This is a genomic window from Ferruginibacter sp. SUN106, assembly GCF_050611765.1.
In the GTDB taxonomy this organism is placed as follows: domain Bacteria; phylum Bacteroidota; class Bacteroidia; order Chitinophagales; family Chitinophagaceae; genus Ferruginibacter.
Window position 1 is genome coordinate 274014 of sequence record NZ_JBODJC010000002.1, and the last position, 24806, is coordinate 298819.

The window sequence follows — 24806 nt, forward strand, 5'->3', positions numbered from 1 at the left end:
AACAATCGTTAAAGAGTACACCCGTAATCGTTACAACTACAAGTACACCATGATTTAATTTTTACTTTCCGGGCACTGCCAGCACAGCTTTCAATGCCGGCTTAGGCTGCCGTTGCCGGTTCCACAGTAAAGGATAATTTGTTCTTCCGGGTATGGGGTAATCGTTTTTCCAGCTCATGCCATCCTGTATTCCCCAAAGGGTTACCCTTGCAATTTTATCCCTTTTCTTATAAAATATTGAAAAAAATGTGGCATACCTTTTTGCCAGTAAGGTTTGCATACTATCGGGAAGGCCATTGGGATAAGGGTCTAAAAAAGTTTTAAATTCTTCCAGCTGAAATTGTTTATCTGCCATACCCTGCCCTATTACCTGGCCTTCTTTTGTTATGGGCAACACATCCACATCCAGTTCGGTAATCATTACTTTTACGCCACAGGCAGCATAGGCATCAATAGCATCTTCTATATATTCCGTTTTAGGATAATTAAGCCCCCAGTGACCTTGCATACCGATGCCGTCTATACGCAATCCTTCCTGCTGCAGCATTTTTACCATCCGCACAATGCCATCTCTTTTTGCGGGGCGCCAGGTATTAAAATCATTGTAGTACAGCTCTGTATTTGGTGCATATTGCGCTGCAAACTTAAAGGCATATTTCACCAGCGTATCTCCGTTGCCAAAAGCATTGACCCATGTGGTGGGCCGGTAGCTGCCATCATTGTCTATCACTTCGTTAACCACATCCCATGCCTGCACCCTGCCTGCATACCTGCCAGCAACAGTTTTAATATGATCTCTTAATCTTTCAATCTGCTCTTCTTTGGTATTGGGTTTACCTGAAGTATTGGTAAAAAACCATGCCGGGCATTGATTATGCCATACCAATGTATGACCAACGATAAACATTTTATTTTTTTCTCCAAATGCAACATAATCATCTGCCGGACCAAAATTATATATGCCCGGTTGCGGATTTATCAATGCCGCTTTCATTACATTTTCAACAGTAATAGAATTGAAATGTTTGATCACAATATCCTGTGTTGCTTTATCCTGGCCAGAGGTTATAGCAGGAGTAACGGCAGTACCGATCAGGAATGCATCTTTATATACGTCCTTTAAAACCCCGGTAGGTTCAGCATTTTTACCCGCCATTTTTGATTGGCTGCAAGCTGAAAAAAATACTGTTGCTGCAATTAAAAGGTATTGTAAAGACTTCAATGTGGTTATTTAAATTTTATGACGGCTATGGTTTTATGACACAATAAAAGTAAAGGTGATTATTTCACTGTATTCACCAGCATACCAATTCCCTCAATTGATATACTGATCTTGTCCCCGCTTTGCAAAGTAAAATCGCTGCCGGGCACAATGCCTGTACCTGTCATGATTAAACAACCGTAAGGAAAAGAACATTCTTTAAAAACATAACCTACTAATTCCTGTGGCGTTCTTTTCATTTGACTGATAGCAATAGTATCGCTGAAAACAACAGCACCATTTCTTTTAATTTCAAGAGCGATGGCAGTATTACTATCGAGTGGTTGTTCCGTTACAAAAACACATGGGCCTACTGCAGCACAGGCATCATAGGTTTTTGCCTGTGGTAAGTACAAAGGATTTTCTCCTTCAATACTTCTGCTGCTCATATCGTTGCCAATGGTATAGCCAATAATTTTTCCGGAAGATGTTACCACTAAAGTCAACTCAGGTTCAGGTACATCCCAGGTAGAATCTTTGCGGATATTCACTTTTGCACCATCACCCACGATGCGGTGTGGTGTGGATTTAAAAAATACCTCAGGCCTTGCTGCTTCATAAACCTTTGCATAAAAATCGGCACCGCCGCTTGATTTTGATTCTTCCTGGCGACCTACTTTGCTTCTTAAATATGTTACACCGCAGGCCCATAATTCCTGGTTGCTGCCAACGGGAGCAAGTGTTTCATTTATTAATTCGTTAGTGGCGGGTGATAAAGTTGTAGTAAGCCGTTCTATTTTTTTTAAAAGATCATCATCATTAATAAACGACTCCCAGTTTTCATCTTTTACCAAGTAAAAAAAAATGTCTTTGTTAATTACGATCCCATCTTTTGTGTTGTACAATTTCATTATAAATTTTTTAATCTCTCATTTTAAATTTGAGTACCTGCATATTATTGGTAATGTACAAAATTTTTTCATCTGTACTTAAGGCACAGTTAGATGCCTGTTCGGTTAAATGTAGTTTGCCTAATAACTTTGCGTCTTTACTAAATATCCAGATACCACCGGGGCCTGACGCAAATATATTTCCTTTGCTATCTACTTTCATTCCGTCGGGTGCGCCTCTTTCTCCTTTGGGTGAACCAATAGTGCTGTAAAATATTTTTCCATTGATCAATGCATCGCCTTTTACATCATATACATACCAGTTTGGTTTTTTTGAATCGGAACAGGCAATGACCAGTTTTTTTTCTCCCTTTAAAAATGCAATACCGTTGGGCCTGGGCAATGAATCAATTAATAAAATCACTTCGCCGTTTTTCTTTACTTTATAAACGCCGTTGAATGGAATTTCTTTTTTAGGATCAGTATCACTTTGGGTTTCTAATCCGTAAGGCGGATCGGTAAAAAATAATTCGCCGGCTTTATTGTACACTGCATCATTCGGGCTGCTAAACCGTTTGCCTTTATAAGTGCCGGCAATAGTTATAAAGCTGGGGGCAGGATGATCAAGTGGTGCATTCATGATTCCCATCTGCCGGTTTCCATCCTGGCATAAAACCAATTGCCCTTTATTGTTTAACAGCAATCCGTTACTGCCCATTTCGCCGCCACGTTTTATAGTATCTGTATAGCCGGAGGGTGTGAGGTATAGTTCTTTTCCTTTTGCCGGAGTCCATTTATAAATTTTATTTTCGGGCACATCAGAAAAAATAAGTGCATTGATTTTTTCTAACCACAAAGGGCCTTCACTCCATTTAAACCCTTCGGCAATGATTTCCGCTTTAGCTCCCGGCATAATAATAGCATCGAGTGACGGATCAATACGTTCTACAGTGCCAATGAATTTATTTTGTGCAGTTGACTGATAACAAAACAGCAGTACACAAAACGCAGGCAGCATTATTTTTTTCATATCATCGTTTTCTAATGAGAATCTCTTGTAACTACAGATCCTGAATTGCCTACTAAAAAATCAAGGTCGGCACCTTTATCTGCACCCTGCACATGTTTTATATAAAGATTTACATAACCTCTTTCAGCAGCCATCTTTGGAGCGATCCATGCGGCTCTTCTTTTTTCCAATTCTTCGTCGCTTACATCTAAATGTAATTTACGTTGCTCCACATCCAGTTCAATCATATCACCGTTTTGCACCAACGCTAAATTACCACCAATAGCCGATTCGGGAGATACATGCAATACTGCAGTGCCATAAGCTGTGCCGCTCATTCTGCCATCACTGATACGCACCATATCTTTAACTCCCTGCTGTAGTAATTTTTTTGGCAGCGCCATATTGCCTACTTCGGGCATACCCGGATAACCAACAGGGCCAACGTATTTTAATACCATCACACAGGTTTCATCAATATCTAAACCGGGATCGTCAATTCTTTTGTTATAATCTTCTATACTTTCAAACACTACTGCACGGCCACGATGTTTTAATAATGCCGGCGTAGCAGCAGAGGGTTTCATCACTGCACCGTTAAGTGCTAAATTTCCTTTAACCACCACACAACCGGCTTCTGTTTGTATAGGGGCGTTATATTTTGCAATCACATCTTCATTATAGCAATCGGTATTGCCTTTAATATTTTCTTCGTGATTTTTTCCTGTAACCGTAATTACATTTTTATGCAGCTGTTCTTTTAATTCATTTAATATTACCGGCAAACCACCAGCGTAATAAAAATCTTCCATCAGGTATTTTCCTGACGGCATCAGGTTTAATAACAAAGGAATTTTACTGCCGAGTGTATCAAAATCTTCCAGCTTTAAATCAATACCAATTCTTCCTGCAATGGCGCTGAGGTGAATGATAAAATTAGAAGAGCCCCCAACCGCTGCATTTACTTTAATGGCATTTTCAAATGCTTCTTTGGTAAGAATTTTATCGATGGTTAAGTTTTCTCTTACCATGTCCACAATTCTTCTGCCGCTTAATTGTGCCATTACTTTTTTCCTGCTATCGGCTGCAGGTATTGCTGATGCACCACTTAATGTTAACCCCAATGATTCTACCATTACTGCCATGGTACTTGCGGTGCCCATCGTCATACAATGCCCAATGCTGCGGCTCATACAACTTTCTGCAAACTCACAATCTTCCTGCGTCATCTTTCCCGTTTTCATATCTTCATCAAACTTCCATACATGTGTGCCACTGCCAATATCCTGTCCTTTATATTTTCCGTTCAGCATCGGCCCGCCGGGAACAACGATGGTGGGCAGGCCCACACTTGATGCACCCATTACTGTTGATGGTGTTGTTTTATCGCAACCGGTAAGTAATACCACGCCATCGATAGGATTGCCACGGATAGATTCTTCTGCATCCATGCTGGCTAAATTTCTAAACAACATGGCAGTAGGTTTCAATAAGGTTTCGCCAAGGCTCATGATAGGAAATTCAACCGGAAAGCCGCCGGCTTCCAGTACCCCTCTCTTCACTGCTTCTGCATGATCCCTGAAATGTGCATTGCAGGGCGTGAGTTCGCTGAAGGTATTGCAGATGCCGATCACCGGCCTGCCATCAAACATATCCGTGGGCATACCCTGGTTCTTCATCCAGCTTCTGTAAATAATACCGTCTTTATCTTTTTTGCCAAACCAATCGTGGCTGCGTAATTTCTGTTTCATGTTTACTGATTTAATCCCGTTGTTCTATCTGCACCATTTTTTGTTTTAACAGGGAATGATCTGATTGTTAATGAGGTATTGCGTTGTTTTCCTGTATTGTAAATATAAATCAATGTAGCCTTCAAGCGTGACCATTTATACATTCATTTAAGAAAAAAATAAAAGACCCTATGTAGAAACAAAAGGTCTTGCTATATGAAAATCGAAATCTGCTTTCAAATAAACTTACCTATTTGTCCCACCATACTTTTGTACTCAGCTTGTCGGGCCCCTGCGATGCAATCGCTGCATTTACATTGGTTGTATTTACAGATAATTCGCTGGTAGGATAAGTAAGCCTCCTGATAAATGTGCCATTGGGTACATCAGGATTATTAGGTTGCCCGTAAGGATTGGGTGTTAAAAGAGGAAATCCGCTTCTTCTGAAATTAGCAAACGCTTCAGGGCCGTTTAAAAAAGAGGCAATCCAGTATTGTGTATTGATCTGGTTTAACTCTGTACCCACACCCAACGGATTTGCAGCAACATATGTATCTCTTGCACCTGCAGCAACAGCCGAGTTTACATCATAAGTTGCCATTTGATCCATATGTGCTTTTATGCCATCAGAAAAATATTGAGCAGCGGTACCGGCAGCTATCCATCCACGGAACCTTGCCTCGGCCAATAATAAATTGGTTTGCGCAGCGCTTACCAAAAATACCGGCGATGTTGTTTTCACTATTCTTCTCCTGTCTGCCTGGCTGTAATCGTAAAAAGAGGCCAGCCCGTCTGCAGTTGCCTGGGCTACGATGGTACCATTGTCTTTGCCCATCGGCATTCCTATTTGTTGTGCAGCATTGGTAGTACCAGCGCCAACAGTTTGCCCGTTACCCGACGTAGCTCCAACATAACGAATAGCAATAGCCGATAATCTGGGATCGTTAGTATTTTTCAACTGGTCAACAAACGGTTTGGCCAGGTAAAAATTTGCAGCTTCACTGCCATTTAATGTACCGCCTATGGGTTGGTTATAATTGGCATCGTGCCGTATATAAGCATTATCAGCATTGGTTAATATCACCCCGCCTGCAAAAGCTGCAGCCACGGTGGTTTGCGCTTTAGCTGCATCTGCTTTACTCAGTCTCATACCAGCTCTTAACAGCAAGGAATAGCCGAATTTTTTCCATTTGGCAATATCCCCGCTATATAATACATCTGAACTTTCGATTGTACCTCCGGCATTTAATGCAGCAGTGGCGTCTGTGAGTTCCTGTATAATTTTTGGATAAATACTTTGTTGTGCATCGTATTTTGGCAAAAATAGCTGGTTGGAATACCCTGTGCCGGCATCAGTGTAAGGAATATCTCCATACTCATCAGTCAGTACCATAAATGAAAAGGCCTGGAAGATTCTTGCCATGTTATACAAATTACTTCTTGCAGGTACATTCTTTGTATTTACAATTACGTCGTAATTATATTTTATTACGTTTTGATAATACACTGCCCACATTGGCGCAGTGGTTACATCACGGCTATCCTGGTTAAAATTGGCGCCGGCCAGTACTCCTCCATTGGGTGAAATCATTTGTTGTACAATTCCCATATCAAACACCAGTGCTTTAACCGGGTAAGAAGAATTAATAACCGCATTGTTCAGCAGGAAAACAGGATCTACTGCTGTTGGGTTTACTTTATTTTTATTCAGGTCCTCAAGGCCTTTATCGCAGGAAAAAACAAACACCGTTAACCCGATAAATAAACTATAGACAAATATTTTTTTCATAATGATTAGTTTTAAAATTTGATATTTAAATTCAAGCCAACGCCTCTTGTTGTTGGTAACCCTGCAGACTCCAGGCCTACCTGGTTATCAGAACCAAATCCAAAAGTTTCGGGATCGATATTATCCACCCATTTTTTAATGATCAACACATTATTAGCAACAAGGTCGAGCCGAACACCTTTGAATGGCAATTTTTTAGGAATGTATTTAGTGAAATCATATCCTATGCTTACCTGGCGTAATTTCCAATAACCACCATTATAAATAACGGGTTCTATAATTTGTTGTGAGCGTAAATGTTCCCAATAAGTTTGCACCGCAGCAACCACTGTATTGGTACCACCACTTTGATTTACACCTTGTCCAACCACACCACTTGTTCTTCCTTCCAATGTCATTTTATGTAAGCCTTCACGTATTGCATTAAAGTTGGTACCCGATAACATTTTATTACCGAGTTTATAATCAATAAAAACAGAAAGAGTGATGCCTTTATAATTAAATGAGTTTAAGAAACCACCCGTCCATTTTGGTAAGGCACTTCCAAATAATACAAGGTTAGCGGTACGTAAAGGCAATCCATTGGCCTGGAATATTCTCTGGTTACCTTTTGTAGGATCTGTTGCATAACCATAGCCGGCGATCTGTCCCATTTCTTCTCCCACCACATCCCTTACTTCTCCATTAAATACATGCGTACCGATAGTAATTCTTTCGCCGGGAGTATTGGTAATAATGCTTAACACTTTTGTAATATTATAAGCAGTATTAGCTGTAAACTGCCAGCTGAAATTTTTCTTTTGAACCGGAATAAGTGTTAACGCTCCTTCAAACCCTTTGTTGCTGCTTTCACCACTATTGATACGGGTATTTAAAAACCCTGAAGCATCAGACACCTGCACCTGTACGATCTGGTCCCTGGTTAATTTTTTATACACCGCCACATCCAGGTTTACCCTGCTTTTGAACGTTCTCAATTCCAGGCCTACTTCTGTTTCTGAAACCCTGCTTGGTTTTAAATTAGGGTTAGGTATTGATGTACCGCTTGTAGCAACGGGAACGGATACACCGGAAGGATTATTAATTAAGTTAGCATTTACAGCGTAAAAAAGTTGTCCTGAATATGGAGCAACTGAATTATCACTACCTACTTCAGCATAACCAACTCTTACTTTACCAAAGTTTAACCAGGATTGTTTGCTGAGGTTTTCGGAAAAAACATATGCACCGGAAACTGAAGGATATGTTATGCTTCTGTTTGCTGCAGATAATGTAGAGAACCAATCATTTCTTACTGTAGCATTCAGGTATAAAGTCTTCTTCCATGATAGTTCACCAGAACCGTATAAAGAATTTACACCTTGTTCTGTTAAAGTATACACAGGATCTTTAGCCCTGCCGTTTTGAACTGAATAAAGACCTCTAACAAAAAAATCAGTAACCTGTACATTATTAATATTTGATGAAACTCTTAATTGGTTACCACCTGCTGTAAGGCCTGCTTCAAAGTCGCCGAATTTTTTATTTGCAGAAATCAGGAAATCAAGATTGGTTTCTCTTGACCGACGAGCCTCTTGTGTGTATATGCCATTAGCAAAACCCGTAACCAATGCCCTTGATGCCTGACCTGTTGGAAAATTATTTACATCTTCATCACGACTGGAGTAATCCTCGCCAAAGCGTCCCTGTACAAAAAGCCATGATAGCAGGTTATACTTTACAGAAAGATTCCCGAAGATGCGGTCTCTTTTTATATTATGAAACTGCTCTGCCAAAACCCAGTAAGGATTTGTACGATTCATAAACCTGGAATAGATGTATTCATTACCTGTAGCAGGATTATATTTATTATCGTTGAGTACACTTAATGGCATAGTGTTAGCCATTGCCATCAAAGTAGTAGGTATTGAATTATCCTGATTGGCTATATTAGGAGGATTAGTATTTTTTTCATTGGTATAATTCATGTAACCCGAAAAACTTAATTTGTCAGTTAAATTATAACTATAACTCAGGTTGATACCTTTACGGTTAAATTTATTGTTAGGTACAATCCCTTTGTTATCTGTATTAGTTAATGACAGGCGAAAGCCCCCTTTATCATTACCTGTACCTAATGTAACTGTATTAGTTATATTCTGACCATGCCTGTAAAATTCTTTTATGCGGCTGCCCTGCGCTACATAAGGAATATTGGTGGTATTGAATAAAGTTTGCGTCATGCCTGGTACAATTTTTTCGCCAAAGGACCATTGGCCAGAAGTTGGATTTGCCGTGGTTGGCCTTACGCCTCCTTCACCTTGTCCATATTCCTTTTGATAGTCGGTATAATCCAGGGGAGTTTCATTGGTATAATTAAGATTGTACGTTACACCTATTCCTTTATCCTTACCCTTTGTTTTTGTAGTTACCATTATTACTCCGTTTTGAGCCCTGGAACCATAAAGAGCAGAAGCCGCTGCTCCTTTTAATACTGTCATATTTTCAATGTCATCCGGGTTAATACTTGATAAGCCATCGCCACCATCTGCAGTAACACCACCACCCTTAACGCCGTTGGTATTTTCGTTATAGTTTGTATTATCTACCGGCACGCCATTGATTACGATCAAAGGATTATTTTGCCCGGATATAGATGACTGTCCACGAATGCGGATCTTAGAAGATCCACCGGGGCCAGTGCCCAGGCTTGATATATTAACACCGGCAATTTTGCCCTGCAACGCATTAAATGGATTTGCAGTTCGGTTAATAGTAATTTCTTCTGCTTTAATATTTGATGCGGCATAACCAAGCCCTCTTGATTGTTTGCTGATGCCCAATGCAGTTACCACCACTTCATTCAGGTTGCGGTTATCGGCTGCTAATACAACATCCACAACGGTTTTACCGGAAACTTTTATTTCCTGTTTAATAAACCCTACTGAACTAAATACCAGCACAGCATTTGATGCAGCAGAAATACTATACTGGCCAGATGCTGTTGTAGAAACACCGGTGGAAGTTCCTTTGACTAAAACAGAAATTCCGTTAAGTGGCTTTCCATCTGCATCGGTAACCTTACCTGTTACAGTTTGAGCCTTAGCCAGTAATGAAAAAAATAAGAGAAGAGAAAACGTAAATAACATTTTACGCAATGCCGGCAGGATTGCCAGGTGCAATTTTTTGTTCATGATAGCAAGTTATTTGGTTAAAAATTTGAAGAACAGCAATTCTTACAGCTTACAAAATAGAGGTAAAAAAAACTAAAAAACTTCCAATAAAAAACGCCGTTGGTTTTTGAACAAACTATGTGGATGGAAAGTTAAAATTATCAACCATACAGTATGCATGATAAGAATAATAGCCGTACTTTAGAATTCTTAATAACGATTGCATGAACCAGTTTTTTCTACAACAAGGGAATTCGAAAGAACTGCATCCGTTTGCACATATCATTGAATTTGGTATCAGGCGAAACAATACAGTTCAGCTGAATTCTTTTACTGAAACTTCTACCAACAGCATTCGTATCTATTATGTATTAGAAGGAAAATTTGAATGGATCATCAATGATCATCAGCATATTTTATACCCGGGAGATTTAGTGTTGATACAACCCGGCCATAAATTCGGCGGGCAAAAAGGTGTATTGGATATCGGTAAACTTTGCTCTCTTTATATTGAAGTAAATAAAGCTGAGCCTGCCGACAGAATTATGTTTGGTAAATGGACCAGCCTTCCTAAAAATGAGATACTTGCCATCGGAAAAATATTAAGGCTTTGCAATACGCCAGTACTTTCACGTGTAAAAGAAGCAGGAAGAATACTGACTGAAATACGCAATGAGATTTTCAATCAGCAAATAGGTTACAGTACAAGAGTAAACCAGTTACTGGATGAATTATTTATTTTAATTGCCCGTAAACTTACTTTACAAAATAATACCCACCGGGATTTTCCGCAATCTTTTATGAACCTGGAAAATGCATTGCGGCAAAATTTATCGCACAACTGGTCGGTAGAAGAAATGGCAGCAATGGTAGGATTAGGTACCACCACCTTTACAGAAAAAGTAAAAAGCTATTCCGGTTTTTCGCCACTAAACTATTTAATTACCATACGCATATCAGAAGCCATTAAATTATTAAAGCAGAATGACCTTAGTGTAACAGATATTGCTTTAGATACCGGCTTCTATTCATCACAACATTTTTCAACCACTTTTAAAAAATTAACGGGTTATACGCCTAGTGATTTCAGAAAAAAAAATATTTCTAATGAGCAAGACTAATTACGCCAAAAAAGATTGTGTGATCACAATTGAACTGGGCACCAACGCAGTACGGGTTTTTGCATTTGACTTAAGTGGCAATATCATCGGCTCTGCAAAAGGTGCCTACCCTACATTTCATCCCGAGCCAGATTACAGCGAGCAGGATCCGGAACAATTGTTTATTACAATGCTTTATGTGTTGAAAAATTTTCTGAATGAAACGGTTCATGCAGGAAAATATAAAGTACATACCATTTGTTTTAGTGCAGCTATGCATAGCGTATTAGCCATTGATAAAAACGGGGCACCGTTGGGTAATGTAATTAACTGGGCTGATAACCGTGGCAAGAATGAAGCGAAAGCATTAAAAAGCAGTGCATTGGGAAAAACAATTTACAAAGCTACAGGCACACCTATTCATCCCATGTCGCCATTGGTAAAAATTACATGGATGAAAAATAAGGACAAAGAACGGTTTAAGAAAACATCAAAATTTCTTTCTATCAAATCCTATATCATCCAGCAATTAACCGGTGAGTATATTATTGATTATAGTTTGGCTTCTGCCACCGGTTTATTTAATATTCATAAGCTGAAATGGGATACTGATGCATTGGACTATGCAGGAATTACAGTAAATAAATTGCCCGGACTGGTTTCTGTTTTTCATTCGGCTGGTAAACTGCGTAAAGAATACCAGACTTCATTAGGGCTTTCTGCTGACACAAAAATAATTACAGGTTCAAGCGATGGCTGCATGGCAACATTAGGAGCAGGCGTTTGGGGCGAAGGAAAAGCTACCGTAACAATTGAAGATAGTGGTGCAATGAGAGTAGTGGGAAAAGAAATTTTAAAAGATGAGCAGCAGCGTTTTTTTAATTACGTATTAACGGAAGATTATTATGTAAGTGGTGGCCCTACCAATAACGGCGGTGTAATTTTTGAATGGTTTGCCAAACAGTTCGGCGATTTTAAATATGCTTATGATATTGAAAACTGCATGGAAGAATTAATCAACGATGCATCAAAAGTAGCAGTAGGTTCTGATGGATTATTATTTCTTCCTTATTTATTAGGAGAAAGAGCACCAATATGGAATGCCAATGCAAGAGGTGTTTATTTTGGTTTAAATATTAATCATGAACAAAAACATTTTACAAGAGCCACCATTGAAGGTATTTTGTATGAAATGTACAGCATTGGAAAAACACTGGAAGAACACCGTAGCATTAAAAGCCTTTCGGTAAATGGCAGCTTTGCCACCATACCATTTTGCAGCCAGCTGATAGCAGATATCTTTAACAAACCTGTTGGCATCAGTAACAATAAAAGCAGTGTGGGTTTAGGCGCATTTTTATTAAGTGCTACTGATATGGGTATTTACAAAAGCCTGGATGACGCAGCAAGAAGTGTTGAATTTTCTGCCACTTTTAAACCCAACCGGCAACACAATGCTACTTATAAAAAGTATGTAGATGTATTTGAAAACCTGAGCACAAAATTTAATGCAGAGTTTGAAGCCATTGCCAACCTGCAACAAAAAGATGTTTAAATAAAAAATCACACTAATCAAAACACTTGCAATATGAAAAAAATAAATTTTCTATTTTATTTGTTGTTATGCTGTTCTTCATTAATAACAGCACAACAGGTTACACTTACACCCGACCAGATAAAAGCTTACACCCCCGACTGGAAAGGAGAACGATTTGCCGATGGCAGGCCTAAGGTAGCAGATAAGTGGTTAGAACGATTGAAGTCTGTACACCTCGAAGAAGCCTGGGGGATCTTACGCAACAAAGGTTTTCAAAATCAGTTTGAAGGTGATTGGATGGTGGAGCATCCCGATTCTGTAATGACAGGAAGAGTAGTGACTGCACAGTACCTTCCATTAAGGCCTGATGTTGATAAAGTGATAAAAGAAAAAGGCAAAGCAGAAGGGAGAATCGGCGCTACCAATTCATGGCCGATTGATGTGTTGAAGAATGGCGACATCTATGTTGCAGATAGTTATGGAAAAATTATTGATGGTACGTTGATCGGTGATAATCTCGGCAATTCTATTTATGCCAAATCATTACGAGGTGTTATCTTCTATGGTTCGGTAAGAGATATTGAAGGGCTGGATGAAATAAAAGGATTTAATGCATGGACAAAGGGATATGATCCTTCTTATATACAACAAATGATGTTGGGCGGCATCAATGTACCTATAAGAATGGGCAGGGCAACCGTATTACCCGGTGATGTGGCATTAGCAAAAAAAGGTGGGGTGGTTTTTATTCCTGCTTACTTAGTAGAGGAAGTAGTGCTGAATGCAGAATTCATTTCTTTAAAAGATGCATTCGGCCATCAACGGTTGCGTGAACAAAAATATACACCGGGACAAATTGATACGCAATGGACAGATGAAATAAAAAAAGATTTTTTAAAATGGCTGGATGATAATCCCGGAAAACTTCCGATGACGAGAGCTGAGCTGGATCAGTTTATGAAGGATAGAACCTGGTAAAATGAAGTAGTAAGTTTTAAGTTGTAAGTATTAAGAATCTAACGACACTTACAATAAAACTACTACTCTAACAACTTATTACTTTATAACTTATTACTTATAACTTAAAACTTCTCTTATGACACCATCTCAAAAATATTTACAAAAATTAGGTTTAAAAGAACAGGATATTACAGAAGATCCAATTGCTCCTGCTGAACAGGAAAATCACCGGCGTTCTTTTTTAAAAAAATCAATGCTAGGTGGTATTGCATTCGGCGGTGCTTTTGCTTTTGCACCTATTGAAGAATTGATTGCACAAAGCACACAAAAGGTCAGCCGTTTTTCAAGTCCTTCAGAATTAAAAATAACAGACCTGCGTTATGCTACCACAACAGTACTTGGCCGTACTTCAATAATCAGAATCGATACCAACCAGGGCATTTATGGTTTGGGTGAAGTAAGAGATGGCGCCGATGAACGCTATGCCTTAATGTTGAAGAGCCGATTGCTGGGACAAAACCCCTGCAATGTGGAACAAATCTTTAAATCGATAAAACAGTTTGGCGGACAAAGCAGGCAGGCAGGTGGCGTTTGTGGTGTGGAAATGGCTTTGTGGGATATTGTTGGTAAAGCCTATAACGTACCCTGCTGGCAATTATTGGGCGGAAGGTACCGGGATAAAATAAGATTGTATGCAGATACACCAGAAGCTGGTTCGCCGGAGGAGCAAAAAAAATTAATGAACTATCGTATTAACGAGCAGGGTTACACGTGGTTGAAAATGGACCTGGGTATTGGTGAATTAAAAGGCATTCCCGGTGCATTGGTGAATGATAAATTCTGGCAGAATGCAAAAGGAGATTTAGCTCAATGGGGAGACCAGAGTAATTATATGTCTTATGGCAATACGCAACATCCTTTTACACAAATACAAATTACTGACAAAGGCCTTGATGAATTAGCTAAACTGGTAGATACAGTAAGAGGTATGTTGGGATATGATATTCCTTTATCGACTGATCATTACGGGCATTTTGATATGAACAATGGTATACGCCTAGGTAAAGCTGTTGAAAAATACAGGTTGGCATGGCTGGAAGATATCGTATCCTGGGAATTAACGGATCAATGGAAAATGATGTCGGATGCTTTGGAAACGCCATTACTTACGGGAGAAGATATTTACCTTTTAAAAAACTTTAAACCGCTTATCGATATCCATGCGGTTGATATTATTCACCCTGACCTTGCTTCATCAGGCGGCTTGTTAGAAACTAAACGAATTGGTGATTATGCAGAAGAGCACGGTATTGCAATGGCCATGCACCAGGCGGGCACACCGGTTTCTTTTATGGCCAATGTACATTGTGCTGCAGCTACGCAAAACTTTTTAGCTTTGGAACATCATTCCATAGATTTGGAGTGGTGGGAAAGTTTAGTAAAGACAACTGACGGCAGAAAATTGATCACCAAAGGTTTTGCTAATCTTCCGTTATCTGCTCCGGGCTTAGGCATCGAGTTGAATGATGAAGTAGTAAAACAACATTTATATCCATCTGATAAAACTTATTTTGAGCCAACACCACAGTGGAATGAGAAACGTTCGCATGACAGGATTTTCAGTTAAACAAATTATCCATCTTACTTTTAAATTTTTGTTATGACAAATTCACGCCGTAATTTTTTACAAAAGCTCACCGCTTCATTTATTGCATTGCCATTGTTGTCAACAAAGAGTTATGCAAATATTGAAAAAGATATCACCGGTATTTTTTATGATGGGCCTGTATTGCGTGTGGCTATTATGGGACTGGGCAGTTATGGCACCCGTGTAGCAGATGCGATACAGGCTTGCACCAAGGTAAAACTTGTGGGTGCTATTAGTGGTACACCATCTAAACTAACTGCATGGCAAAGCAAGTATACTATACCGGAAAAGAATTGTTATAACTATGAAAATTTTGATGCCATTAAAGACAATCCTGATATTGATGCTGTATACATCATCACCCCCAATGCACTGCATAAAGAGCAAACAATAAGAGTGGCCAAAGCTGGCAAACATGTTATTTGCGAAAAGCCCATGGCATTAAATGCAAAGGAAGGTGAAGCCATGATTGCCGCATGCAAAAAAGCCAACGTAAAATTATTGGTAGGCTATCGTATGCATTTTGAACCAAAAACATTGGAAGTGATACGTATGAGAAATGCAGGTGAAATGGGAAAGGTATTATTCTTCCAGGGCTTATGTGGTTTCAGAATCGGTGACCCCACGCAATGGCGGTTGAATAAAGATCTTGCAGGCGGTGGCTCGATGATGGATATTGGTATTTATGCCGTTAATGGTTCCCGTTATATGGTGGGTGAAGAACCAGTTTGGGTAACTGCACAGGAAACCAAAACCGATCCTGTAAAATTTAAAGAAGGTGTTGATGAAACGATCCAGTTTCAATTAGGTTTTCCCAGTGGCGCTGTTGCTTCTTGCTTATCTACCTATATGATGAATGGGTTAGATCGTTTTTATTTGAATGCGGAAAAAGGTTTTGCAGAAATGCAACCATCCACAGGTTACGGCCCAATTAAAGGCAAAACCAATAAAGGAGAATTGACGCAGGAACATAAAACACATCAGACTGTACAGATGGATGAAATGGCGGCTATCATTTTAGAAGGCAAACAACCAATAGTACCTGTAGATGGTGAAGAGGCATTGAAAGATCTTAAAATTATTGACGGCATTTACGCAGCCGTAAAATCGGGCAGGAAAGTAAGTTTAAAATTATAGTGATGAAAGTATTTTTTATAGTATTATTTACTGGCTGTTTATTTTCCTGTCATAAAAAAGTTATTATGGAAAGAACTGCATTTTTTCCAAAGCAGGTTGATGTATTGCATGACGTACCAGATAAACAAAATGTTTGGGTATTCATCATGGCCGGGCAATCCAATATGGCAGGCAGGGCAATGGTAGAACCGCAGGATACTATTGAAGATAAAAGAATACTGACCATAAATAAAGAAGGCCAATTAATTGTTGCTAAAGAACCGCTTCATTTTTATGAACCTAATTTAACCGGTCTTGATTGCGGCGTATCATTTGCAAAAAAATTACTTAAAAATATTCCCGGTAATATTTCCATTCTATTAATTCCAACGGCTGTTGGAGGCAGTTCTATCAGCCAGTGGTTAGGCGATTCTGTGTTTCGCTCTGTACAATTGTTTTCAAATTTTACCACAAAGGTTAATACTGCCAAACAATTCGGCACTATAAAAGGTATTTTATGGCACCAGGGAGAAAGTGATGCCAATGAAAAAAACAGTGGGAAGTATAAAGAAAGGCTTGGCACTTTAATTAATAAGTTCAGGTCTGTTGTTGCGGATAATAACCTGCCTGTATTAATCGGAGAATTAGGTTCTTTTTCAAAGAATAAAGAACAGTTTAGTTTAATAAACAATGCTATTCATCAGTATGCATTACAAAATGCCAACACAAGTGTAATATCCACTGGCGACCTGCAGCACAAAGGTGATAGCCTGCATTTTAATTCAAAAGCACAACGTATGATGGGAAAAAGATTTGCTGAAGCTTATTTAAAAAAATATCCCGTACAATAATTGTAAGATCATTTCAGTGATACTTTTTGCCATGCTGCAATATGCTCTGCCATTTCCAGCATGGGCGCCACATAAATATCTTTTTGATGTTGTTTGATGTAGCTTAATATTTTACGATGATCATCTAAAGAAACATTTAAAGCATTACCGCCACCAACGCCATGAAATAAAATCACCAGCAAAGAATTTGATTGCATGGCTTTATCCACCCATTGTTTCATTTCTTCAAAACTGTTATTATTTACCACATAACAATCGATGTTGTACAGATCCACTTCATTTATTGTATGCATTTCATTTCGTACGGCTCGTGCCGCAACAAAATCTTTTTTCATACCATTAATAAAAGAAGAATCGCCGATCTTCATGTCGCCGCAGGTAAATGCAAATGTTCTTTTCGTTTTTCCATCCAGCGATTGCAGGAACAGGTTGGTCATACGCATTTCATTTTCCATCCGCTTTACGGTGTATTTACTCAAATCATTTTCTGGCTGCACCCACGATCTTCCACTCATACTTGCATCGCAGGGATGATACAAAGTGTGATTGCCAAGTTCATAGCCTTTCGCTGCCAGTTTCTTCCAATCATTCAGCCGTTTTTGCATAGATGTTGAGAAGGCTGTGATATAAAACGTAGCTTTCAATTTCAGCGAATCCAAAACAGGTACTGCATTATCCAGGTGCTGATCAATGGCATCGTCGTAGGTAAGTACCACGGCACATTTTTTTCCTTGCCAGGCTGCATTATTTTTTTGCGCCAGCGATTGTACTGAGAGAAAACAGCATATTACGAATAAAAAACGTTGCATAATTTTTATGGATTGTTATTGTGCCTTATTATATTTTAAAAACTTACTTGCCCATGGAATAAAAAATTTAAAATTAGGTGCATCAGTATGCCCGCCATCATGTTGCCGCCATGCCAGTTCTCCATCCAGCATATCTGTAAGCACGGGTGGCATTTTTTCTTTCATGTAATCATTACTTACACCTATATCTTTTACACCTAATAATTTAAATACTGATCCCGCTGCTACTGTTGCCATATAACTTCCTGCCTGATCCAGCCATTTGGCATCGCCTTTTTCAGGAATACCATAACTGATGAATGTTAATCGTGGTGCACACAATGCAATCAGTTCATGTGAATCTACAGAAAGATCACATCCTGTTTTTTTTCCAAAGGAAGATTCTTCTGTGCCGTACTTTAAATAATTCCCCGCCATCCAATGATATTCACCAGTACCGGTAAGACTTTCAACAGCTTCACCAAACACACGTCGCTCCAATGTTGCACCGCCTTTTCCTGAAGAACCAATTAATCCAACCGCAAAACGTTGTTCAAATGCCAATGTTACCAATGCCGCTTTTCCATAACGGGATACACCTTCGATACCCACTTTTTTTGCATCCACCATGGTATCGGTTTCTAAATAATCTAATCCTCTTGCTGCACCCCATGCCCATGCCCGTAACGATCCCCAATCATTTGGTTTGCGTGGCTGCCCTTTATTTACCAAACCAATAATTCCCCTCGTAAGCCCGGCCCCATTATCGGCTTGTATGCTGTTAGGATCAATAGTGGCATAACCCCAACCGGCAGCCAGCAATTGTTCTGTGGGAGACAGATTTTCTATTGCAGGTAGTGCGAAAAAATTTGGCCCTGCTAATCTTGTTATTGGATTATAAACCGGATACTTCTCGAAGATAATTTTTAATGAAGGATCATACTTTATCATCATCTCTTTAAATGCCGCATTCAGCTTTTCCATTTCTGCAAGCGAGGGTTGCGCTGGTGCAGGAAAAGATGGCAGGCCAAACATCATTAATACAGGCACCGGGCCTTTTACATTTGTTGGCAGCACCACAATCATGTTGATGTCTACATTAATCAGCGGGTACGCATTATTGTCAACATGCCCTGTTACCTGCTTTACAATAGCCGGAGTACGGCCAATAAATTCACGATCAGTTATTTTAACTGTCCAGTTAACTTTAGGTACATTTTCAGGAATGCTACCATACAATTCTTTTTCAATGTCTGCTGCCAGCTCGGGGCGGCGTTGATTCCACCAGCTTTCAGGTGTTGTTACTTTCTTTCCATTTTTTGTAGTGAGTATATCTGGTAATTGCGGACAAGGGTTTGCAACAGTTTCATCGTAGTTAGCATGATTAGGCGCAGTTGCATCGCCGCTTGGGCCGGGCCGTAATTTTTTTATGCCCAATTGCTGCATCATGTTATCATGATCCTGCTGTGCAGTAAAAGTTACCAGCTTTGGATATTTACTGCTATCAATTGTTGAAGGCTGCGCTGTTGCTACAGTTGCAACACCTACTGCCAACAACAAAAAAACTGTATTCTTTTTCATTTTTATTGTTTGATATTTTCCATACTATGATTTACTCATTGAGTATATCCATCTGTTCTGAATGGTGATGCAGGTAAGCCTTCCTTATTATAAAAATTCACATCGGGGTTATCTGCCCATGCATAACGTACATACATCGGATGAGCAACAGCATCGCTGCTGACAATTATTTTATCTCCTTCAATTATTGCTTTTGCCCAAACAAATTTTTTATCAGCTCCTGCAATGGCAAATTCTCTCAGCTCTTCCCCGTCATTACTAATCAGGCCGCTTCCCATATTGGTAAAAGAAAGAGTTATATATTTATCAGCAATACTCGCTGATTGAAAAACCGGCCCTGAATAAACAATATCTTTTCCATACACTATTTTATCAGCGATCAATGCAAGCCTGTCTCCTACGGCTTTCTTATTATCAGGATGAATATCATTCCATTCACCCAGGTCAATCCCAACAGCCATCCCGGTATTAGGAACAGATAAAGATTTTAGTTGTGCTTCTCTCAATTCTGCCCACTGGCTTTCGGAAGGCAGGTAATTAGCATCCATAAAATTGGGCAATTGCACATAGAGAAAAGGGATATCTCCCTGCTGCCATTTTTTGCGCCAGTCAAATATTTGAGCCGGTTGTAATTTTGCATATTCTTTTCCCCTGCCCGAATTAGCTTCGCCCTGGTACCATACAATACCTTTAATAGTGTAATTAATAACCGGCGCTACCATGGCGTTGTATAAAGCAGCCGGTTGATTTTGTGCAGCAATACCTCCTCCACCTGGTCCTTCGCCCGGAATAAAAACTTCGCCAACTTTATATTGCCAGTAACCTTTCAGGTCAACAGTATCATTACCTGCAAATAAACAGTAGGGTTTATCGGGAACAAATCCACCTTTGCCGGCATTATTGATCACTTTCACCACAATAATATTTTTACCGGCTTTTAATACATCTGCAGGAACGGTATATCTTCTTTGCGGATACATGTAACCGGTAGTGCCAACCTGCTTCCCGTTAATATATACAACATCTGCATCAACAATTCTACCGAGAAAAACTTTTGCAGGCTTACCAATCATAGATGCAGGTACATCAATTTCTTTCCTGTACCACACAACTCCGTTCAGATCTTTTATTCCCTGGTCTTCCCAATAGCCCGGTACGGCTATTCTTTTCCATTCTTTGGGTACATAAGTAATATCATACCATGGTTTGGAACCTGTTAACCCTTTATCCTGCGATGTTCTTTTTACATTGTTAGCCAATCCGTTTCTTAATAGTCCATTGACATAAGCGGTATCTTTATTTTTTTTAATAGTACTGATCAATGCAGGAAAATCTTTTAACCCTTCTTCACTTGTCCAAGCTTCAATGGGTGTGCCGCCCACACTTGCGTTGATGATGCCGATGGGTATATGGTACTCTTCATAAATTTTCCTGGCAAAGAAAAAAGCGACGGCGGAAAATGGTCTTACATCTTCGCCTATAGCAGCCTTCCAAAATCCCGAAGACAGATTTTGTTTTGGACCTTCCAGGCTTGTTGCCGTGGGAATCCAGAACTGCCTTATTTCAGGAAAGTTAGCTGTTGCTATATCATTAGCATAGGTTACATCATGGATATTCAGTTGATGCACCATGTTGGATTGTCCTGAACAAAACCACACATCACCAATTAAAATATTATTCAGGGTTATTTTATTTTTTCCGGAAATGATCATGTTGTAAGGGCCGCCTGCTTTTGTTGGGCCCAAAACAATCTTCCATTTACCATCAACAGTTGTTTTGGTAGTATATTTTTTATTGTTAAAAGAAACCGTAACTTTTTCATTTGCTGAAGCCCATCCCCACACGCTAATTTCTGCATCCCTTTGCAGCACCATGCTATCTCTTACTATTTGAGGCAATTTTACCTGGCTGAATATCTTTTCAGCATTAAACAATTGAACAAACAATAAAGAAACAACCCATACTTTTTTCATTTGATTACTTTATTTGTGTATTACTGATGAATGCGATCTGCTTACTATCCGGCGACCATGAAGGTACGTTGATGGTTCCTTGTCCGCCATATACATACGCTATGTTTTTTGGTGCACCTCCATTTACCGGCAATATGCGGATATAAGTTTTTTGATAGAACGGATGCGTTGTCGGATCAAGGTCTTTGGAAAAAGAAATATACACGATCCATTTGCCATCAGGTGAAATATGAGGAAACCAGTCATTGGACTCATCAAAAGTTACCTGTTCAGGATTGCTGCCATCGGGTTTCATCCGCCATATTTTCATGGTGCCTGTTCTTACCGAATTAAAATAGATCCATTTACCATCGGGTGTATATTCGGCACCATCATCCAATGTAATATCATTGGTCAAAGCGGTTTCTTTTTTTGTTGCAATATCAATGGCCCAGATATCCCATTGTTTATTTCTTAATCCTGTAAAGATCAAACGTTTTTTATCAGGGCTCCAGCCATGCAAGTAAGAAGGTATCAATGTATCGGATGTAATTTGTTCGGGCTTATCCGAGCCTGTGGCAGGTAAAATAAATATAGTTGACTTGCCACCGAGGTGATTACTGATGCCGAGCATCTTTCCATCCATTGATAATACATGATCGTTATTAAGATCATCGGCTGCACCGGTATTTATTTTTTCAACACTGCCTGTTTTTAAATTGTATTTGTATAACAGTCCTTCTGAACTATACAACAGGTTTTTATTATCCGGTGTCCAGTTAGGTGCCTGTAAAGAATTGGGAGCACTGTATAAAATTTTTCTGAGGCCGGTTGCCACATCCATTACTTCAAGATGGCTGCCAATATAATCGGTATAAGGTTTGTAATTTTTTGCAGGCGGAATGATGACTCTTACGTTACTGAAAATTGCCTTTTCAATTACAGAATCTACATGAGAACATAAATAAATACCAACATAAGCTTCTTCATTTAATTCTATTTCTTTAGTTACCGATTTATAATTTTCGCCGGATGTAGTGGCTGAAAAAGTAAATATATTTCCATTGCGTTCAAATTCTATTTCTGTTGGATGAATAGCAGCGACTAACAACTGGCCGGTACTATCACCATCAGTTTGCCGGTATTGCATTGAAGTATTTAATGGCAATCCTCCGTGAAAAGTGCCATCAATATACCTGGAGTCGGTAGTTAATTTATCTCTTACCATTACACCCAGTTTGCGATGGCCTGCCACACCGTTGCCAATAAAATGCACCGTTGCTTTTATAATAAAATCACCTTTTATTTTTTTCCATGCAAATTGAAACTGGTCTTGTTTTGCCCACACATTTTTTCCTGCAGCTGATAGCAGGTAAGTTTGATCTGCAGTATTATAAACTGTGTTGCCTTGTAAAACAGGATTACCCACATCGCCATGCCCTTCAAAAACGCCCACACTGTTTTGTTGTGCAGCAACTTTCACTACTAAAGCCAATGCACATAATATAAGTATTGTTATCTTTTTCATACTAATTGGTTTTAGTAAAATAAAGAGTGGAGCCATAGCGTGCCAGGTTAAAACCTTCTACCCTGCCATCAGTTATTTTAAAGTAGAGGTTAAAAAATTCATGCGTGGCATAAAAATGTTTTTCGGTATTCGCAAAAAGTGGAAACTTATTTTCTTCTATATAATAAAAAGCCAGGCCATCAGCATCATTCCTGATCTCAATCTTTTTCCCTTCTTCCATAGTATACGTACCCACATATTTTTTTAGGTCCTGCTTGCTGAATTTTAATTGCGCCCTTTCAAAAACATATTGCAACCCCCTGGAGTAGGTTTCACTTTTAGTACCCGAGTGCCCGGTGTTTTCCAATACTTTAGAACGAAGATTAACATTGGGATATTTACGGCCCGACATCTTACCTGCAAATTTTTCAAACACCTGCCTTCCTCTTTCCACATCCCCCACAGTCATATAAACACGTAGCCCCTTAGTCAGTTTTTTTTCTGCAAATATTTTTTCATATTTATACAACACTTCATTATCCCAGCCAACAGCAGGACTTGCAGCTGCATAACCGGTAAACATGTCGGTATGTGTAAATAAGGTATACAAAGTAAATAGTCCGCCCAGTGAACAGCCCATCAATGTTCTGTTATCATTATCCACTTTATAATTAGTATCCATAAAAGGAAACAACTCATTTTTCATAAAATCAAGAAAATGATCAGCACCGCCACTTTGCATTAACCTTGCTTCATTAGTAGGTGTATAATCTCTTGCACGCAAACTATCAGGATTAGGATTTACCCCACCCCATGTAACACCTACTACAATCAGTTCAGGAATAAAGCCATCAAAATATTGTTGCCCGTAAATTGATTTCACAGCAGGAAAATCCCATTGGGAATCCATCAGGTAAACAACAGGATATTTTTTTGTACTGGTAGCATAACCGGAAGGCAATAAAATCTGTAATTCATATTGTTGCCCTGCAACAATTGCCGAAGTAATTTTTCTTACTTCAGAGCCCGGTATATCTACACGGGGAAAAGGTTGTGCTTTTACTGCAAGTATATTTATTACCAGCAGTGTGAGAATAATTTTTTTCATTAGCAAGGTTAATTTGTTGAGTGTTATTGCACAAGCAATTTAACACTCCCTTCTTTAAAAGATTTACATAATCCCACGCCGTTGAATTTTGAACTTTACATTGTAAAATTCTCCATTAATTTATTCAAACTGGATAGCAAAATAAGTACAGGGTTTAGTGCCAGTATTTTTTATGGCATGCAACACATTACTGCCTAAATAATAAAAGCCACCTGCTTCCACTTTTTTAAATTGCTCCCCTATCTGCATTTCAGTATCACCTTCAATCAACAAAACGATCTCTTCAGCTTTGTGCCTATGAGGATCATGACTCCGGATGCCTTCTTTTAATGTGCTTACATGTATTTCAAAACGTTTTTGCATGACGGTACCGCATTCAAAAAAATCTCTTTTACCTCCGCCAATAGTATTAGGTTTAAACGGTTGGTCTTCCCATATTTTTACAAACGATGTAGTGGCCAGCATTTTTTTATTTTCCTGCGAAGCCTTGCCTCTATATTTCATGGTGTAAAAATCGCAACCTTCGTTCGCAGTATTTTTTACTGTAAATTTTTGCCCGGGCATTAATACTGCTGTGCTATTGGGCGTTAGTAAAAAAACAGAATCGTTAAAACGAATTGCAATACTTCCTGACTTTACAATAATTAGTTCTTCGTAATCAGAAGGCACTTGCTGCATTATTTCCTTAGTGGCATTTATTGTATTTGCACTTAACTGCATCCATTCGAAATCATGTGCTTTACCCTCGACTAAAACAACAGCTGATATCTTATTCTTTTGTACGGCCGGTTGCTTCCAGTTGTAGCCACCAGATGCAATGGTATCTTTTTGTGCAAGTACCGTAAATGGTAAAAGAAATAAGATCGTAATTAATTTTTTCATCGCTG

General features: G+C 39.1%; 18 protein-coding genes. 6 read left to right on the forward strand and 12 right to left on the reverse strand.

All coding sequences use genetic code 11. From position 1 onward, the window contains the following. Nucleotides 1–61: 61 nt before the first annotated feature. The 6 genes from ACQ334_RS07260 to ACQ334_RS07285 all read right to left on the reverse strand — a co-directional run bounded on the left by ACQ334_RS07260 (nucleotide 62) and on the right by ACQ334_RS07285 (nucleotide 9792). On the reverse strand, nucleotides 62–1222 hold the full coding sequence (locus tag ACQ334_RS07260) for an endo-1,4-beta-xylanase (protein ID WP_430987517.1): 1161 nt from the start codon (nucleotides 1220–1222) through the stop codon (nucleotides 62–64). Nucleotides 1223–1281: 59 nt separating this feature from the next. Beyond that, complete coding sequence (locus tag ACQ334_RS07265; protein WP_430987518.1) at nucleotides 1282–2112, reverse strand: fumarylacetoacetate hydrolase family protein; 831 nt, start codon at nucleotides 2110–2112, stop codon at nucleotides 1282–1284. Between the two features lie 10 nt (nucleotides 2113–2122). Beyond that, on the reverse strand, nucleotides 2123–3121 hold the full coding sequence (locus ACQ334_RS07270; protein WP_430987519.1) for an SMP-30/gluconolactonase/LRE family protein: 999 nt from the start codon (nucleotides 3119–3121) through the stop codon (nucleotides 2123–2125). Between the two features lie 11 nt (nucleotides 3122–3132). Continuing rightward, entirely contained in the window at nucleotides 3133–4851 is a 1719-nt protein-coding gene (locus tag ACQ334_RS07275) for an IlvD/Edd family dehydratase (protein ID WP_430987520.1), read from the reverse strand. Between the two features lie 229 nt (nucleotides 4852–5080). After that, on the reverse strand, nucleotides 5081–6619 hold the full coding sequence (locus ACQ334_RS07280; RefSeq protein ID WP_430987521.1) for a SusD/RagB family nutrient-binding outer membrane lipoprotein: 1539 nt from the start codon (nucleotides 6617–6619) through the stop codon (nucleotides 5081–5083). Between the two features lie 11 nt (nucleotides 6620–6630). Continuing rightward, nucleotides 6631–9792, reverse strand: coding sequence for a SusC/RagA family TonB-linked outer membrane protein (locus tag ACQ334_RS07285; protein ID WP_430987522.1), 3162 nt, complete (start codon nucleotides 9790–9792; stop codon nucleotides 6631–6633). Nucleotides 9793–9995: 203 nt separating this feature from the next. On the opposite strand from ACQ334_RS07285, the gene ACQ334_RS07290 reads away from it, so the two are divergent. The 6 genes from ACQ334_RS07290 to ACQ334_RS07315 all read left to right on the forward strand — a co-directional run bounded on the left by ACQ334_RS07290 (nucleotide 9996) and on the right by ACQ334_RS07315 (nucleotide 16983). Then, nucleotides 9996–10892 carry an AraC family transcriptional regulator gene (locus ACQ334_RS07290; protein WP_430987523.1) on the forward strand — a complete coding sequence of 299 codons (897 nt, stop codon included), beginning with the start codon at nucleotides 9996–9998 and terminating at the stop codon, nucleotides 10890–10892. Further along, nucleotides 10879–12426: a gluconokinase gene (locus ACQ334_RS07295; RefSeq protein ID WP_430987524.1), complete on the forward strand. Its 1548-nt coding sequence runs from the start codon at nucleotides 10879–10881 to the stop codon at nucleotides 12424–12426. The genes ACQ334_RS07290 and ACQ334_RS07295 overlap by 14 nt, the downstream gene beginning before the upstream one ends. Nucleotides 12427–12459: 33 nt before the next feature. Further along, a complete protein-coding gene (locus tag ACQ334_RS07300) occupies nucleotides 12460–13386 on the forward strand; it encodes an RraA family protein (RefSeq protein ID WP_430987525.1) in 927 nt (308 codons plus the stop codon). 118 nt (nucleotides 13387–13504) lie between these two features. Next, nucleotides 13505–14995 (forward strand): mandelate racemase/muconate lactonizing enzyme family protein, encoded by a 1491-nt coding sequence (locus ACQ334_RS07305; RefSeq protein WP_430987526.1) that lies wholly within the window; start codon nucleotides 13505–13507, stop codon nucleotides 14993–14995. Between the two features lie 33 nt (nucleotides 14996–15028). Next, complete coding sequence (locus ACQ334_RS07310; protein ID WP_430987527.1) at nucleotides 15029–16153, forward strand: Gfo/Idh/MocA family protein; 1125 nt, start codon at nucleotides 15029–15031, stop codon at nucleotides 16151–16153. A 65-nt stretch (nucleotides 16154–16218) separates the two neighbouring features. Next, the gene (locus tag ACQ334_RS07315) at nucleotides 16219–16983 is read left to right on the forward strand and encodes a sialate O-acetylesterase (protein WP_430987528.1); all 765 of its coding nucleotides are present in this window, start codon (nucleotides 16219–16221) and stop codon (nucleotides 16981–16983) included. A gap of 8 nt (nucleotides 16984–16991) precedes the next feature. On the opposite strand, the gene ACQ334_RS07320 is transcribed toward ACQ334_RS07315, so the two are convergent. From ACQ334_RS07320 to ACQ334_RS07345, 6 genes are all read right to left on the reverse strand, one after another. Continuing rightward, nucleotides 16992–17792 carry a polysaccharide deacetylase family protein gene (locus ACQ334_RS07320; protein ID WP_430987529.1) on the reverse strand — a complete coding sequence of 267 codons (801 nt, stop codon included), beginning with the start codon at nucleotides 17790–17792 and terminating at the stop codon, nucleotides 16992–16994. Between the two features lie 15 nt (nucleotides 17793–17807). Beyond that, complete coding sequence (locus tag ACQ334_RS07325; protein ID WP_430987530.1) at nucleotides 17808–19352, reverse strand: hypothetical protein; 1545 nt, start codon at nucleotides 19350–19352, stop codon at nucleotides 17808–17810. Nucleotides 19353–19387: 35 nt separating this feature from the next. Then, entirely contained in the window at nucleotides 19388–21325 is a 1938-nt protein-coding gene (locus tag ACQ334_RS07330) for a sialate O-acetylesterase (protein WP_430987531.1), read from the reverse strand. A gap of 4 nt (nucleotides 21326–21329) precedes the next feature. Further along, the gene (locus ACQ334_RS07335; protein WP_430987532.1) at nucleotides 21330–22832 is read right to left on the reverse strand and encodes a biopolymer transporter TolR; all 1503 of its coding nucleotides are present in this window, start codon (nucleotides 22830–22832) and stop codon (nucleotides 21330–21332) included. 1 nt (nucleotide 22833) lies between these two features. Continuing rightward, nucleotides 22834–23919, reverse strand: coding sequence for an alpha/beta hydrolase (locus ACQ334_RS07340; protein ID WP_430987533.1), 1086 nt, complete (start codon nucleotides 23917–23919; stop codon nucleotides 22834–22836). A gap of 120 nt (nucleotides 23920–24039) precedes the next feature. Further along, nucleotides 24040–24801 (reverse strand): cupin domain-containing protein, encoded by a 762-nt coding sequence (locus ACQ334_RS07345; protein ID WP_430987534.1) that lies wholly within the window; start codon nucleotides 24799–24801, stop codon nucleotides 24040–24042. Between the last annotated feature and the right edge of the window lie 5 nt (nucleotides 24802–24806).

Bases quoted from the DNA above. Each gene is read 5' to 3' on its own strand.
- ACQ334_RS07310 (WP_430987527.1), top strand. From the start codon at position 15,029: ATGACAAATTCACGCCGTAATTTTTTACAAAAGCTCACCGCTTCATTT.
- ACQ334_RS07340 (WP_430987533.1), bottom strand. From the start codon at position 23,919: ATGAAAAAAATTATTCTCACACTGCTGGTAATAAATATACTTGCAGTA.
- ACQ334_RS07285 (WP_430987522.1), bottom strand. From the start codon at position 9,792: ATGAACAAAAAATTGCACCTGGCAATCCTGCCGGCATTGCGTAAAATG.
- ACQ334_RS07270 (WP_430987519.1), bottom strand. From the start codon at position 3,121: ATGAAAAAAATAATGCTGCCTGCGTTTTGTGTACTGCTGTTTTGTTAT.
- ACQ334_RS07290 (WP_430987523.1), top strand. From the start codon at position 9,996: ATGAACCAGTTTTTTCTACAACAAGGGAATTCGAAAGAACTGCATCCG.
- ACQ334_RS07345 (WP_430987534.1), bottom strand. From the start codon at position 24,801: ATGAAAAAATTAATTACGATCTTATTTCTTTTACCATTTACGGTACTT.
- ACQ334_RS07315 (WP_430987528.1), top strand. From the start codon at position 16,219: ATGGAAAGAACTGCATTTTTTCCAAAGCAGGTTGATGTATTGCATGAC.
- ACQ334_RS07275 (WP_430987520.1), bottom strand. From the start codon at position 4,851: ATGAAACAGAAATTACGCAGCCACGATTGGTTTGGCAAAAAAGATAAA.
- ACQ334_RS07305 (WP_430987526.1), top strand. From the start codon at position 13,505: ATGACACCATCTCAAAAATATTTACAAAAATTAGGTTTAAAAGAACAG.
- ACQ334_RS07325 (WP_430987530.1), bottom strand. From the start codon at position 19,352: ATGAAAAAGAATACAGTTTTTTTGTTGTTGGCAGTAGGTGTTGCAACT.
- ACQ334_RS07295 (WP_430987524.1), top strand. From the start codon at position 10,879: ATGAGCAAGACTAATTACGCCAAAAAAGATTGTGTGATCACAATTGAA.
- ACQ334_RS07335 (WP_430987532.1), bottom strand. From the start codon at position 22,832: ATGAAAAAGATAACAATACTTATATTATGTGCATTGGCTTTAGTAGTG.
- ACQ334_RS07265 (WP_430987518.1), bottom strand. From the start codon at position 2,112: ATGAAATTGTACAACACAAAAGATGGGATCGTAATTAACAAAGACATT.
- ACQ334_RS07280 (WP_430987521.1), bottom strand. From the start codon at position 6,619: ATGAAAAAAATATTTGTCTATAGTTTATTTATCGGGTTAACGGTGTTT.
- ACQ334_RS07300 (WP_430987525.1), top strand. From the start codon at position 12,460: ATGAAAAAAATAAATTTTCTATTTTATTTGTTGTTATGCTGTTCTTCA.
- ACQ334_RS07330 (WP_430987531.1), bottom strand. From the start codon at position 21,325: ATGAAAAAAGTATGGGTTGTTTCTTTATTGTTTGTTCAATTGTTTAAT.
- ACQ334_RS07320 (WP_430987529.1), bottom strand. From the start codon at position 17,792: ATGCAACGTTTTTTATTCGTAATATGCTGTTTTCTCTCAGTACAATCG.